This window comes from Acidobacteriota bacterium (assembly GCA_016716905.1).
In the GTDB taxonomy this organism is placed as follows: Bacteria; Acidobacteriota; Vicinamibacteria; order Vicinamibacterales; family SCN-69-37; genus SYFT01.
Genome location: JADJUS010000022.1, coordinates 1418465 through 1431838, shown reverse-complemented (window position 1 = coordinate 1431838; position 13374 = coordinate 1418465). Strand labels below are relative to the sequence as shown.

Below are 13374 nucleotides of genomic sequence, written 5' to 3'. Positions count from 1 at the left end.
CATGGCTTCATATACCGCAAAAGACATCACGGTTCTCGAAGGGCTTGAACCCGTTCGCCGGCGCCCCGGCATGTATATCGGCGGCGTCGGTTCGTCGGGACTGCACCACCTGGTCTGGGAAGTCCTGGATAACGCCGTCGACGAGGCGATGAACGGACACGCCTCGCACATTGAAGTGACGCTGCACGACGATGGCGCATCGATGACCGTGTCAGACGACGGGCGTGGGATTCCGGTGGACAAACACCCGACCACCAAGACCAGTGCGTTGGAAGTGATCTTCACCACCCTGCACGCGGGCGGCAAGTTCGAGGGCCAGAACTACAAAACGGCCGGCGGCCTGCACGGCGTTGGCGCCTCGGTCGTGAACGCCCTGTCGCGCGAACTGGTGGCGACGGTCAAACGTGATGGCGCCACCTGGCAGCAAAAATACAAACAGGGCGTGCCGCAGGGTGACGTCAAGAAACTGGGCCCGGCCCGCGGTACCGGCACCACGGTGTTCTTCCGGCCCGACTCCACGATCTTTCCGAAGACGCAGTTTGAAGCCGCGGTCATTCGCGAGCGCATTGAAGTGTCGAGCTACCTGCACAAGGGGCTCAAGGTGGTCTTCGAAAACGAAGCGGCCACCGGCGACGAACCTCGACGCGAGGAGTTCCAGCACAGCGAGGGCATTGCCGACTACCTGAAGAAGATTCTGGTCGAGCGCCACGCGCGCGCGGTGCACGAACAGCCCTTCACGGTCACGCGTGATCATGATGAAACGGGTTTGAAGCTCGATGTGGTGCTGCAGTGGACCGAGTCCACCGACGAACATCTTCGCAGCTACGTGAACGGCATTCCGACGGGATCCGGCGGCACACATGAGAACGGCCTGCGAGCCGGGCTGGGCAAGGCCATCCGCAACTTCATCGAGACGCACACGCTATCGCCGAAAGGCGTGACGCTGACGGCCGAGGATCTGCGCGAAGGCATGACGGGCGTGCTCAGCATCTTCATCGCCGAGCCGCAGTTCCAGGGTCAGACCAAGGACCGGTTGAACAATCCGGAAGTCTCGAACATCGTGGACTCCATGATCCGGCCGGCGCTGGAACACTGGTTGAACCAGAACCGGAGCACCGCCGAACAGATCATCGCGCGCATCATTCTGGCAGCGCGCGCGCGTGAGGCCAGCCGTGCAGCGCAGGCGGAAGTCACCCGCAAGTCCGCCACGTCGTCTCGACTGACCTTGCCAGGGAAGCTCAGCGACTGCACCTCGCCCGGCCGTGAAGAAAGCGAACTCTTCATCGTCGAAGGCGACTCGGCCGGTGGGTCGGCCAAGCAGGGGCGCGACCGCGCGCGGCAAGCCATTCTTCCGTTGCGCGGCAAGGTGCTGAACACCGAAAGCGCCAGCACCGCAAAGGTGCTCGAGAACAAAGAGCTGTCGGATCTGGTTACGGCGCTTGGTTGCGGCATCGGCAAGGGATTCGAACTCTCGCGCCTTCGGTACGGCCGGGTCATCATCCTGGCGGACGCAGATTCCGACGGCCATCACATCGCCACGCTGCTACTGACGTTCATTTACCGTCACATGCCGCAGCTCATCACGGCCGGCCGCGTGTATCTGGCGCAGCCGCCCCTGTACCGCATCGATATCGGCAAAGAGACGTTCTGGGCCACCGACGATCACCACAGGGATCAGATCCTGGGTCGTCCCGGCACCAAGGGCAAAGTGGATATCACCCGCTTCAAGGGACTGGGAGAGATGATGCCGAAGGTGTTGTGGGAGACCACGATGAATCCGCGGACGCGGCGCCTGCTGCGCGTGGGGATTGAAGACCCCATTGTCACAGACCGGATCATCAACGAACTGATGGGCAAAGACCCGTCTGCGCGGTTCCGCTTCATCATGGAACACGCCGAAGCCGCCGAAGAACTCGACGTGTGATGCGAGGGCTGGCGCGGCGCCTCATCGGCGTCTGGCTGATGGCCGACGGCGTGTTGACCGGCATGTGGTTCAGCGGGCTGGCCGACTCGCTGGGTGGCCGCGACGCCGTGTCCGTGACCATGATGGTCGCGCGGGTGATGGTGGCGGCGTTGTCCATGGTCGCCGGCTGGCTGGTGACTCAGCGGCGCCCTCAGGCCACGCCGTTGGGCGTGGCGGCCCTGGCCCTCATCGCCGCCCTCGGTCTTTTTAGCGCGTGGACCGGTGTATTGCCGAGTAATCTGGATCCCTCGTTTCGCGGGCCCGCGGCGCTGCTGCAGGCCGTGATCGCTGCGGTGGCGATCCTCTTTTTGCGATTCGATGCCCAGGAGACCCGGCCCGATGGCACCACTCGCGCTTGAGACCACAGGACTGCGCAAGACCTTTGGCGACCTCGTGGCCGTCGACGGTATCGCGCTGGCCGTGCCCACCGGCAGCTTCTACGGGTTCCTCGGGCCGAACGGCGCGGGCAAATCCACCACGATCAAGTGCCTGACCGGGCTCATGACGCCCACGGCCGGTACCTTCCGCATCCTCGGTACCGACCCCATGGCCGATCCGGTGGCCGTGAAGCGCAAGATCGGCGTCGTGCCCGAAGACCTGGCGTTGTTCGATCGGTTGACGGGTACCGAAACGCTTTCGTTTGTCGGCCAGGTGCACGGGATTGAGCCGTCGCAGGTGCGTACGCGCGCGGGCGAGTTGCTGACGCTCATGGACCTGACCAAGTCTGCGGGCGAAATGGTGGCCGACTATTCACACGGCATGCGCAAGAAGCTGGCCTTGTCGGTGGCGCTGCTGCCGGCGCCCCGCATGTTGTTTCTGGACGAGCCATTCGAAGGCATCGACGCGGTGGCTGCCCGACAGATCCGGCAACTGCTGCTGCAGTACGTGAAAGGCGGCGGCACCATCTTTCTGACCTCGCACATTCTGGAAATCGTCGAACGCCTGTGCGACCACATCGGCGTGATCCAGAAGGGCCGACTGGTAGCGCAAGGGCCGGTAGCTGAGTTGCGCGCCGGTGCGGGCGGGATGAAGACGCTCGAAGAGCTGTTTCTGGAACTGGTGGACACCGAGCGTTCGGCGATGCCCACGATGGACTGGCTCGCGGGATGATCCGGTTTCTTCGCGCGTTTGCCTGGCTGCGATGGCGGCTGTTGCTCAATGGCGTCCGCAGCGGCCGCCGGCGCGACGCGCTCGAACAGGTCTCCCGCCTCCTCGCGCTCATCGTGCCCGCGCTCATCGTGGTCACGTCGCTGGGGTCGATCATCCTGGTGGCGCTCGGCGGGCTGATTGGCGGAAACGCGCTGGCCACCGGGAGGTTCGTCGCTCCTGACATCATCATTTTTGTCGCGCGCGCGCTGTTGTTCGGCGCGACAGCACTTGTGGTGTTCATGCCCATTGGCGGGGCTGCGCAAACGACCGGGACCAAGTACTCACGGCTGTTGCTGCTGCCCATTCCCACACGCGGCCTGCATTTGGTGGAGGTCGTGGCGGGGCTGGCCGATCCCTGGATTCTGTTCACACTGCCAGGCCTCGGCCTCTTTGCCGCGGGGTTGGCGTGGGGTGGGCGAATGGATCTGGCGGCCATCGCAGCGGTGGCGGGGATCGCCCTTGCCGTGGTGCTTGCGTCCATGGCCGCGCTCGTCAGTTTTTCAGTGAGCTGGCTGTTTCGCGACCGGCGCCGTGCCGAGTTGCTGACGATCATCGCCGTGATGTCGATCTCCGTCGTCGCCCTGTTGCCGCAGTTCCTGGACGATGCAGACAGTGGCATTCGGAGAGGTCGCGGCGGCCAGGGCAGAGGGCCAATTACCGTTGCCCGCATCGAAGCGATGTTGCCGTCCTGGTCGCAGGTGCTGCCCTCCGAACTGTTTGGCGGGGCGATGACCAGCGCCGTTGTGGATGGCGATCGGCGAGCTGCCATGAGTTGGGTGGCCGTGCTTGTAGCCGAAGGCATAGTGTTCTTCTGGCTGTCGGGACTCGTGCATCGGCGATTGCTTGAAGCGGCCGGGGGATCGACCAGCCGCCGGCAGCGCATCGCGCGCATGCGTCCACCCTGGCGTCTGCCTCCCGTGAGCCCTCAGGCGATGGCCGTCGCGTGGGTGATGGTCAAAGGGGGATTGCGATCGGTGCGCGGCCGGGTGGCCGTGTTGCTGCCGGGCCCGATGATGGCGCTTGTGTCGCTGGTGGTGCTCCGGAAGCCCGACGAGGCACCGTGGATTGCCATGCTCGGTACCCACAGTCACTTGTTGTTTGGCGTGACGCTGTTTGTGGGGATCTTCTCTATCCAGCCGTTCACGATGAACCAGTTTTCCTCCGACCGTGCGGGCCTGACGTTGCAGTTCTTGATGCCGGTCAGCGCGCTTGATTTGGTGCGCGGCAAGGCTATTGCCGGCGCCGCACTATTTCTGATCGCGGCGTTGATTTCAGGAGTGGCCGCCGCAGTCGCCACAGGAGGCGGGCTCCCGGTGCCGTGGGTGATGACTTTGGTTGGTGGTCTGGCGACGTACGTGACGATCACGCCCGTGGCGGCTCTGATGTCCGCGGTGTTTCCCGTGGCCGCCGACATGAGCAAGGCCGGCTCGGGAGGCAATCCGCACACGGCCTCGGCGCTCGTCGGCATGTTCGCCGGGTGTGCCGCGGTCCTGCCAGTGCTGATCATCGCGGTGCCGGCGCTGATGCCCCACGTGACCCCGGTCGGGAGGCTGTTGGTGATGACCGCGTGGCTCGCGGTTGCGACGAGCGTCGCCTGGCTTCTGTTGGCGCTGGTCTCGCGCGTAGTCACTGCCCGTCGCGAGAACCTGTTTTTGACAAAGTGAAAACGACCTCTGCGCGAAAACGACCTCTGAGGTAGTTTTCCCGTCAATGTGTGAAAACTACCTCAGAGGTCGTTTTCATCCGGAGGTCGTTTTCCTACCCCACGAACTTGTACCCCAGGCCGTGCAGGGTCAGCACATACTGCGGGTTCCGGGGGTTCGGCTCGATCTTCTGGCGCAGCCACGCGACGTGTACATCCACCGTGCGCGTGGAGGGCATGGAGTGATACCCCCATACTTCATTGAGCAACTCGTCTCGCGTGAGCGTCGCCTCCCGATGCTCGATAAAGTACTTCAACAGCAGGAACTCGCGCGCGGACAGATCGAGCTCCACGCCGTCCTTCAGCACCTGCGCTTTGCGGAAATCGACGCTGATGTTGCCGAAGTGGTACGGCGTGGTGCCGCTCTGCGTGGATGACGCGCGCCGCAGCTGCACCTCGATGCGCGCCATCAGCTCGAGCATGTCGAACGGCTTGGTGAGGTAGTCGTCGGCGCCGAGCTTTAGTCCGAGCACCTTGTCCATGATCTGTCCGCGCGCGGTCAGCATGATGACCGGCGTGGTGATGCTGCGCTGCCGGAGGTCGCGACACACATCGAATCCGTTTGCCCCTGGCAGCATCACGTCGAGCAGAATGACGTCCCACGATTCCCGTGTGGCCCGCTCAAGGCCCGCCGGTCCGTCCGAGGCCGCCGCCACCTCATACCCTTCGCTCGTGAGTCGATCGGTCAACGTCAGCACCAGGCCGGGTTCGTCTTCGATGAGCAACACGCGCCTGGGGCGCATCGATATGCCCATCAGACACCCGCCAAATCGGCGGCCACGGGCAATTGAATGGTGAATGTCGCGCCCTGTTTAGGGGTGGATACCGCTGTGACGCGTCCACCGTGTGATTCAGCAATGCGTGACACCAGACTCAACCCCAGACCGTTGCCCTGAATCTGCTGGTTGGTGGCGTGGCGGCCGCGATAGAACGGTTCAAAGACGTGCGGCAGGTCCGCAGCTTCGATGCCACGCCCGCGATCCGAGACCGTGATGTGCACCTCTTCCCGGCCGTCCGTCAGATGCCGCGCCACACCGAGACCCACCCATCGGCCCTCGCCGCCGTGTTTCAGCGCGTTGGTCAACAGGTTCGAGACCGCTCGACGCAGGGCCTCCTCATCGCCCAGGACCAGTGGGACGTCATCGCCAACCGTGACATCGGCCTGCGCGTGCGCCGCGGCGATCAGCGCCCCAGACGACTCAACCACGTCCCGCACCACCGACACCACATCCACCGCCTTGAGCGATAGCGCGCGGCGTTGGCCCGTCAAGCCCGCGAACTCCAGCACCTCTTCCACCATGTCGGTCAGGCGGCGTCCCTCCGATTCGATGAGTTCGCCGTACCGCTTGGCCCTGACCGGGTCGTCCACAACCCCTGCCGATAAATTCTGCGCGGCGGATCGAATCACCGCCAACGGCGTGCGGAGTTCGTGCGACACCGTGGCGACAAAATCCATCTGTTGCGCTGCCAGCTTCTCAGACCGGCGCGCGTTGACAACGATGATGCCGACGCCGAAGGCGAGGACCGAAAGAATGCTGAAGCTGATCGCCACGTTGCGCCGGCGGGCGTGATTGACCGCGGCGTCAAGTGAGCCGGCGCCGTGCCGCAAGGCGATGGTCCATCCGCCAGGCCCGGTCATGAACACCGTGCTGGCCGACACGGCCGGCGCGCTGGTGCGCTCCTGCACCATGATGGAGAAGCTCCCGCTGGTGGGTGCAGCAGCAGGAGTGGTCAGGCTCACGCCCGGTGTCGCGCGCGCGGCCTGGAGCGACCCGAGGTCCCAGGACAGGAGCTGACCTTCGGTCACTGTGCGCGCCAGGACGTCACGATGGGGTGTAGAGAAGAATCCCGCCACCGCATCCGCGTTCATCGTCGTGACGTCGTCAGCGTTTTTCACGCCCCTCACGAAGAGGGGCACACGACCGTTGTCCCGGATCGCGATGTGGTACTGAGCGGCATCGCGTTCGGGAAATATCCGCTCGACCAGTTCGGGCAACACGCGCGATGTCAGCACCTCACGGTCCAGTTCAACGATCACGGCCGCCCTGGTCGGCATCTGATACGCCACCATCACGTTCACGTTCCCGCTGGATCCAATCGGCCGGGGGGGCTGCGTGACCGGGATGATCAGAGCGGGCACACTTTCCACGACGCTGGTGCGGCTGAGGGCGAGCAGTTGTGCTGTGGGAGGCACATCGGCCGGTCTGGGTGGCACGCGATCCAGCAGGCGCAGCACGGGTGCCAACTGTTCCGGCCAGTCGATTCTCTGACCGGTGCCGGTTCCGATCACGAGTTGCTCGAGCGTGCGTGAGGCGCCGTCTGTGCCGATGCGCGTGAAGTACACCGCTTTGACGAGATCGGGATGGGGTGCGCCGGCGGTCTTCCAGTTGCTGAACTTCTCGTCCAACCGCGGCCACAGGTCATTGGCGACGGCGTCTTCAGTCACGCCGAGCCGCGCGTACGCGAACCCAATCAAGGCGTCGAACTGGTCCGCAAACTCGCGGGCACGTTGATTCAGCGATCGTTGCAACTGCGCGCGCTCTGCCTCGCTGACCTGACCCAGCCAGCGGTATTGCAGCGCGCCGAGGACAACCACGAGCAGGATCAGCCCTAGGGGCAGCACGAGGCGAAGTGGGAGCCGAAAGGCCGGCATGGGAGCGAGTCTAGCATGGTGACCCCGTGATTCAGTCGCCCACAAAGTGTTGAAAAATAAGGTTTTACGTCCTTTACAATCTCTTAGCCCACAGTTAACCAATACCGTGCGACCGAAGGGGACGATAGAGCCGTCTTATGTCGCGGAGGGCAAATACAGTGATGCGCAAGTTGATGAATGTTCTGGTGGTGGCGCTCGTGGCGGGTCCGGCGCTCGTGCTGGGTCAGGCCGGGGATGTGAACAAGGTATTGGCCGACATGCGGGCGGCGCTTGGCGGCGCCGACAAACTGGCGACGGTCAAGACGCTCACGGCCGTCGGGCGGACGCAGCGGACGTCGCAAAACGGGACCACCTCGGAAGCCGAGATGGAACTGGCGATGGAGTTACCCGACAAGTACGTGATGCGCAGCGTGCTGGCCAACATGGGCAGCATGAGTGTGTACCGGAACGCCGGCTTCAACGGTAACGGTGTCATCAACGAAACCGAGATGCCGCCGAATCTGACTGGTGGGGGCGGCATGATCATGGTGCGTGCCGCCGGCAGTGGCGCCCCGGGCCAGACGCAGACGCCCGAGCAAAAAGCGGCCGCGGACCTGCGCCTGATCACGGCCTCCAAAAAAGACTTCGCGCGGATGACCCTGGGCATGTTCGGATCCTCGTTCGACGCATTCCCCGTGGAGTTCGCCTACGCCGGCCAGGCCGAGTCGCCCGACGGCAAGGCCCACGTCATTGCCGTGACAGGCGCCGACAACTTCTCCGCAAAGCTGTTTGTGGACGCCCAGACCAACTTGCCGTTGATGTTGTCGTGGTCGGACCGGGAGCCGCTCGTGATGACGCAGACCATCAATCGTGGCGGTGGCCCCGGGGCCGCGCCGGCGGCCGGCGGGCACACGGTGCAGATGGGTGGCGGCGCGTCGTTCACCACAGGCACCGGTGGAAAGCCGCCGACCGAAGAAGAGATGAAGAAGATGATGGCTGATGCCGACGCGCGCCGCAAAGAAGCCGAGGCTGCGCTGAAGGTGGTCGAGTATCGCATCTACTACTCGAACTTCAAGGCCGTCAACGGCGTGAAGATTCCGCACACGCTGCAGCGATCCATCGATGGCAAGCCCACTGAAGAAACCACGTTCGAACAGATCAAAGTCAATCCGAAGATCGACAAACAGAAGTTCGCGGTGACGAAGTAACCGGCAACGGCCCGCACGACAGGAGAATCCCCCGTGTTGAAGACATGCGCTCGCATGACAGTATTCGTGTGCCTGGCCCTCTGGGTTGCGCTGCCGGCGGCGGCGCAAACCCCTGCCGCCACCGGCAAACTCATCGTCACCGTGGCCGACCAGACAGGCGCGATCCTGCCGAATGCCACCGTGACGATGGTGGGTCAGGAGGCCGCCACGCGTGCGGCCACGCTGTCGCCGGCTTCAGCCACAGTGGCGGGAATCGCGACGTTTGAAAACCTCGCGCTCGGCCGGTATACGGTGCAGGCGGAGTTTCCTGGTTTTGAAACGGCGACCGTGCGCGACGTGCGTGTCCGCGCTGGTGACAACCGTCGGACGGTGACGCTGCGTCTCGAGAAGGTGGCCGAAGAAGTGACGGTGGGCCGCGATGGCCGCACCTCCGGGCTCGATCCGAGAGGTAACGCGTTTTCCACAGTGCTGACGCGCGAGATGATCGAGGCGCTGCCGGATGATCCCGACGAAATGGAGGCCGTGCTCAAGGCCATGTCGCCTCCCGGATCACAGATTCGGGTGGACGGGTTCACTGGTGGCCGCATGCCGGCCAAGTCGCAGATCAGGTCCATCCGGCTGCCGCGCATGGACGCCTTCGCGGCCCAGAATCATGGCGGCATGAACGGCATGATGCACATCGACATCATGACGCAGCCAGGCTCGGGTCCTCTCCGAGGCAGCATCGACGGATCGTTCCAGGACGATTCGATGAATGCCAGAAACCCATTCACGCCGGCCAAGGGCGCCGAGCAGTTTCGCCAGTACGGCATGTCGCTGTTCGGGACCATCAAACCCAACAAGACATCGTTCTCACTGAACATCGGCGGCACGTCGCAGTACACGTCGCCGAACGTGCTGGCGGTGCTGGCGGATGGCACCACTGTGGCCGATTCCTTCAGGGCGCCTTCCGACGTCATGAACATGAACGTGCGTCTGGACCATGCGTTGAACGCAGAGCATTCGATTCGCGCGAGCTTCGACCGCAGTTCCCGCGACAGCCGCAATCAGGGCATCGGCGGTTTCAATCTGATTGACCGCGCCTTCCGGTCCGAATCCGAGACAAACACGCTGCGGATTTCAGAGAACGGCCCGCTGGGACGCCGGATGTTTACTGAATCGAGGCTCCAGCTCATCTTCGGGTCATCGAGCAGCCGGTCTGATATCGAATCCACCACCGTGCGTGTGCTCGACCGGTTCACCACAGGCGGCGCGCAGATGCGCGGTGGTCAGGATCGCTTCGACCTGGAGCTGGCCAGTGACCTCGACTACGTGCGAGGCGCGCACTCCTGGCGTGTGGGCGGCCTGATTGAAGGCGGCCGCTACAAATCAGACGACATCTCAAACTACCTGGGCACCTATACGTTCGCCACCATTGACGACTACCTCTCCGGCAAGCCGTCCAGTTTCACGCGGCGCATCGGTGATCCGAACATCACGTATTCGCGCTGGCAGGCGGGACTCTACGTGCAGGACGACTGGCGCGTGAGCCGCAGTCTGATGGTGTCTGCCGGCGTGCGCGCAGGCTTCCAGACCCTGGCCGAGGATCAGGTCAATCTGTCGCCCCGAGTCAACATGGGATGGTCGCCGTTCCGCAGCGGCAACCTGACCCTGCGCGCCGGATACGGCTACTTCTACGACTGGATCAGCGGCGACCTCTACAAGCAGACCCTGCAGGTGGACGGCTTCCGGCAGCGCGAGCTCAACGTGATCAACCCGTCCTATCCGGAAATACCAGGGGAAGGCACCAGTTCGGTGACGAACCAGTACCTCTGGTCGGATTCGCTGACGTTGCCCACCAGTCACCGGTTCAATGTGGGCGCCGACCGCCAGTTTTCACAGAACTCCCGAATGAACATTGCCTACACCTACGGGTGGGGACGAGGGCTGCTGCGGGGCAGCAACCTCAATGCGCCGGTGGATGGCGTCAGGCCGGATGCCGCGTTTGCGAACATCGTGTCGCTGGTATCCGACGCGGAGGCGAAGAGCCACTCCGTCAACGTCGGCTGGAGCCTGACGAAGTTCGAATGGAAGCGCTCGTTCTTTTTCGCCAACTACACGTGGTCCAAGAGCGACACCAACACCACGGGCGCGTTTTCGCTGCCCGCCAATGGCGACAATCTCGACACGGAGTGGGGGCCGTCGGGCGGAGATACGAGACATCGCGCCAGCGCGTCCATGAGCATGGCGCCAATCAACAACATGAGCCTGAGCCTGAACCTGCGGGCACAGTCCGGATCGCCCTACAACATCACCACCGGTCGCGATGACAACCGGGACGGCCTGTTCAACGACCGGCCCGACGGTACGCCCCGGAACTCTGCGCGCACGGACGCGCAATGGGATCTGGGCGGCCGGTTGTCCTACTCGTGGGGCTTCGGCACCCGTCCTCAGGGTGGCGGCGGGGGCGGAGGCGGCGCAACGACCGTCGTGATGGGGAGCGCCGGCGGCGGCATGGCGGCCGGCTTCGGCGGCGGTGCGGCAGACAAGCGGTTCCGTGTCGAGCTGTACCTCTCGGCCCAGAACCTGCTCAATCGCGCCAACTACGTCGGCTACAGCGGCGTCGTCGGGACACCCTTCTTCGGACAGCCCACCAACGTCATGAACCCACGCAAGCTGCAGGTGGGGATGCGGTTCGGGTTTTAGGGTCCAGGGTCCAGAGTCCAGGGTCCAGAGTCCAGGGTTCAATGAGGGGCGGCCGGAACATCGGCCGCCCCCTGCTATGGCTGCGCGTGGAGTCGGCCAGCACAAGGCGTGGTGGCGCCTATCAGCGGCCTACAACCCGACGCCGAACATCCACATTGCCACCGCGTTCATCACCAGGTTAAACGCCGCATGAGCGGCCATGGCCGGCCAGAGGGAATCAGAGCGGTGCCGAATCCACCCGAGCAGCCATCCGACGCTGAACATCGACAGCAGCCAGACGGGAATCAAGCCCGGTTGCCATGGGCGCAATCCGTAGTGCGCCAGGTGAATCACGGCAAACGCCGCCGCCTGCACGACGATCGCGCGTGATGCGCCGCGACGCTCGGTCACGGCTCGTTGCAGGTATCCTCGGAACAGAATCTCTTCTGCCGTCGGGCTGAAGATCATCGCAGGGATGGTCACAAACCAGAAGGTCGCCATCACGGAGAGACCAGGCGGCATTCCGGCCGCCGCTTCACCGAGCGCGAGCGCGTGGCGATGGAACCAGTTGAGGTCGGTGACGCCATGCACCGTCCACGCCACGGCTGCGCACGCGGCAGCCGCAGCGGCGCCGTACCCGATTCCCGCGACCACCCACGTCGGTTGACACCTCCGAAAACCGGCCGCCGCGCGCCGTGATCGGAAGTAGCCGCCAACCCAGGGCATCGGCCAGATCACCATCATCGATAGTGGCACCAGCGCAGGCATCCACAGTCCGCCGAACCGCAGGGCTGCGTGGATCGCAGCGATCAGAGCCAGTGCCTTCATCGCAGTCGCAGTGCCGCCGAGCCAAGACACACAGTCGCCACCGTCGTCATCACCGCGGGCGCCGGGAAGAAGTACATCCAGGACAACGCCGCGAACAGGGCCTGTCCGACGGCGAGCGCCCAGACCAACGGACGTGCTTCGGCCGGTGATCGGTCGGCAAGGCGTGTGGTGATGACGAGGAGCAGGAGGAAGACGACCAGTGCGGCGGTGAGGTAGTGATTGAGACCCTGGTAGAAATCCCAGTGCGAGCGCGTCACACCCATGATGTCGAAGTGGTAGCCCTGCATGGCGGCAAACACAGCGGACTCGGCGGCGTCACGTGAGGTCGCCGCCATGGAGCCCAGGGCGTGCCCGAGCAGGAAGAGCGTCAGCATCCCCGTGGAAATTCTGAGCAGCAGTCGTGGCGTCATGGGCGCGAAGTATACGCCCTCGCTGCGCTAATGCGCACAGCTGAACAGGGCCGCGCGCACCTGTCCAATCGACGCGCTACGTGCCGATGCGTAGCCCCTCTGCGCGGACCTCGTCCGTTCGGCTTCGGCCACTTGCGCGCAGGAACTGTCCGCCTGCGCACAAGAGCAAGAATTTTACATGCGGCGCGAGCGGTGTCGTCGTGTGAGGCGACGTCGATGTGTTAGCGTGCCTCCGGAATGTCTCCGTCCACCATCCTCGCCTCAGGAGCTGACACATGATCGTTCGCACGTTGTTTGGAGCCCTGCTTGTCGCCTTCGTCGGCATCCCCGGTGTGAGTGCGCAGCAGACCCCGCAGACGCCCCCCACCTGGGAGGCCATGACTGCCCGGACGTGGAAAGGCCTCCACGACAAGATCCTGGCGATGGCCAGGGACGCGGAGTTTCCGGACGCCAAGCTTGAGTCGAAACCGCACCCTGATTCCCGCACGGTATTGGACGAGTACCGGCATGTCACGATTGGGCTTGAGATGTCGACGGCACAGTTGACCGGGCAGTCCTTCGACTATGCCGCCCGTCTCAAGGCCGATGAGGCCAAGCCCAGAACGCGGGCGTCGGTGGTGGCCGAGATGGAGGCCGCGATCGCGAAGTCGTACCCGGCTGTGGAGAAGATGGCGACCCCCCAGTTGGTGTTCTGGGTCGACCATCAGGCAGAACACTACGGCAAACTGGTCTCGATCTATCGCATGAACGGCATCGTGCCACCGGTGTCGCGGCCGCGCCGGTAGGCCGAAGCCTGGTGTGAGAACCGTCGCCCCGCA

The 13374-nt window shown here is 64.1% G+C and carries 11 protein-coding genes; 7 read left to right on the top strand and 4 right to left on the bottom strand.

Annotated features, from left to right (window positions below):
* The first annotated feature begins 1 nt into the window (after position 1).
* The 4 genes from IPL75_22280 to IPL75_22265 are packed head-to-tail and all read left to right on the top strand — an operon-like array spanning position 2 to position 4776.
* Positions 2 to 1924 (top strand): type IIA DNA topoisomerase subunit B, encoded by a 1923-nt coding sequence (locus IPL75_22280; GenBank protein ID MBK9242925.1) that lies wholly within the window; start codon positions 2 to 4, stop codon positions 1922 to 1924.
* Positions 1921 to 2322, top strand: coding sequence for a hypothetical protein (locus IPL75_22275; GenBank protein MBK9242924.1), 402 nt, complete (start codon positions 1921 to 1923; stop codon positions 2320 to 2322). Before IPL75_22280 ends, IPL75_22275 begins: the two co-directional genes overlap by 4 nt.
* Positions 2303 to 3073, top strand: coding sequence for an ABC transporter ATP-binding protein (locus IPL75_22270; protein ID MBK9242923.1), 771 nt, complete (start codon positions 2303 to 2305; stop codon positions 3071 to 3073). Before IPL75_22275 ends, IPL75_22270 begins: the two co-directional genes overlap by 20 nt.
* The gene (locus tag IPL75_22265) at positions 3070 to 4776 is read left to right on the top strand and encodes a hypothetical protein (protein ID MBK9242922.1); all 1707 of its coding nucleotides are present in this window, start codon (positions 3070 to 3072) and stop codon (positions 4774 to 4776) included. The genes IPL75_22270 and IPL75_22265 overlap by 4 nt, the downstream gene beginning before the upstream one ends.
* A gap of 94 nt (positions 4777 to 4870) precedes the next feature.
* Here the strand turns inward: IPL75_22265 and IPL75_22260 are convergent, their stop codons facing one another.
* On the bottom strand, positions 4871 to 5557 hold the full coding sequence (locus tag IPL75_22260; protein MBK9242921.1) for a response regulator transcription factor: 687 nt from the start codon (positions 5555 to 5557) through the stop codon (positions 4871 to 4873).
* A gap of 11 nt (positions 5558 to 5568) precedes the next feature.
* Positions 5569 to 7467 (bottom strand): HAMP domain-containing histidine kinase, encoded by a 1899-nt coding sequence (locus tag IPL75_22255; GenBank protein MBK9242920.1) that lies wholly within the window; start codon positions 7465 to 7467, stop codon positions 5569 to 5571.
* Between the two features lie 161 nt (positions 7468 to 7628).
* On the opposite strand from IPL75_22255, the gene IPL75_22250 reads away from it, so the two are divergent.
* Together IPL75_22250 and IPL75_22245 are read left to right on the top strand one after the other, a co-directional pair.
* A complete protein-coding gene (locus IPL75_22250) occupies positions 7629 to 8654 on the top strand; it encodes a hypothetical protein (GenBank protein ID MBK9242919.1) in 1026 nt (341 codons plus the stop codon).
* A 33-nt stretch (positions 8655 to 8687) separates the two neighbouring features.
* The gene (locus tag IPL75_22245; GenBank protein ID MBK9242918.1) at positions 8688 to 11339 is read left to right on the top strand and encodes a carboxypeptidase regulatory-like domain-containing protein; all 2652 of its coding nucleotides are present in this window, start codon (positions 8688 to 8690) and stop codon (positions 11337 to 11339) included.
* Positions 11340 to 11468: 129 nt separating this feature from the next.
* Here the strand turns inward: IPL75_22245 and IPL75_22240 are convergent, their stop codons facing one another.
* Together IPL75_22240 and IPL75_22235 are read right to left on the bottom strand one after the other, a co-directional pair.
* Entirely contained in the window at positions 11469 to 12146 is a 678-nt protein-coding gene (locus IPL75_22240) for a CPBP family intramembrane metalloprotease (protein MBK9242917.1), read from the bottom strand.
* Complete coding sequence (locus IPL75_22235) at positions 12143 to 12556, bottom strand: hypothetical protein (GenBank protein ID MBK9242916.1); 414 nt, start codon at positions 12554 to 12556, stop codon at positions 12143 to 12145. Before IPL75_22235 ends, IPL75_22240 begins: the two co-directional genes overlap by 4 nt.
* A 275-nt stretch (positions 12557 to 12831) precedes the next feature.
* Here IPL75_22235 and IPL75_22230 point away from each other — a divergent pair, with 275 nt between their 5' ends.
* Positions 12832 to 13341: a hypothetical protein gene (locus tag IPL75_22230; protein MBK9242915.1), complete on the top strand. Its 510-nt coding sequence runs from the start codon at positions 12832 to 12834 to the stop codon at positions 13339 to 13341.
* Positions 13342 to 13374: the final 33 nt, after the last annotated feature.

Coding starts and splice junctions, on each gene's coding strand:
- IPL75_22280 (MBK9242925.1), top strand. CDS start 2: ATGGCTTCATATACCGCAAAAGACATCACGGTTCTCGAAGGGCTTGAA.
- IPL75_22230 (MBK9242915.1), top strand. CDS start 12,832: ATGATCGTTCGCACGTTGTTTGGAGCCCTGCTTGTCGCCTTCGTCGGC.
- IPL75_22265 (MBK9242922.1), top strand. CDS start 3,070: ATGATCCGGTTTCTTCGCGCGTTTGCCTGGCTGCGATGGCGGCTGTTG.
- IPL75_22270 (MBK9242923.1), top strand. CDS start 2,303: ATGGCACCACTCGCGCTTGAGACCACAGGACTGCGCAAGACCTTTGGC.
- IPL75_22235 (MBK9242916.1), bottom strand. CDS start 12,556: ATGACGCCACGACTGCTGCTCAGAATTTCCACGGGGATGCTGACGCTC.
- IPL75_22240 (MBK9242917.1), bottom strand. CDS start 12,146: ATGAAGGCACTGGCTCTGATCGCTGCGATCCACGCAGCCCTGCGGTTC.
- IPL75_22260 (MBK9242921.1), bottom strand. CDS start 5,557: ATGCGCCCCAGGCGCGTGTTGCTCATCGAAGACGAACCCGGCCTGGTG.
- IPL75_22250 (MBK9242919.1), top strand. CDS start 7,629: ATGCGCAAGTTGATGAATGTTCTGGTGGTGGCGCTCGTGGCGGGTCCG.
- IPL75_22255 (MBK9242920.1), bottom strand. CDS start 7,467: ATGCCGGCCTTTCGGCTCCCACTTCGCCTCGTGCTGCCCCTAGGGCTG.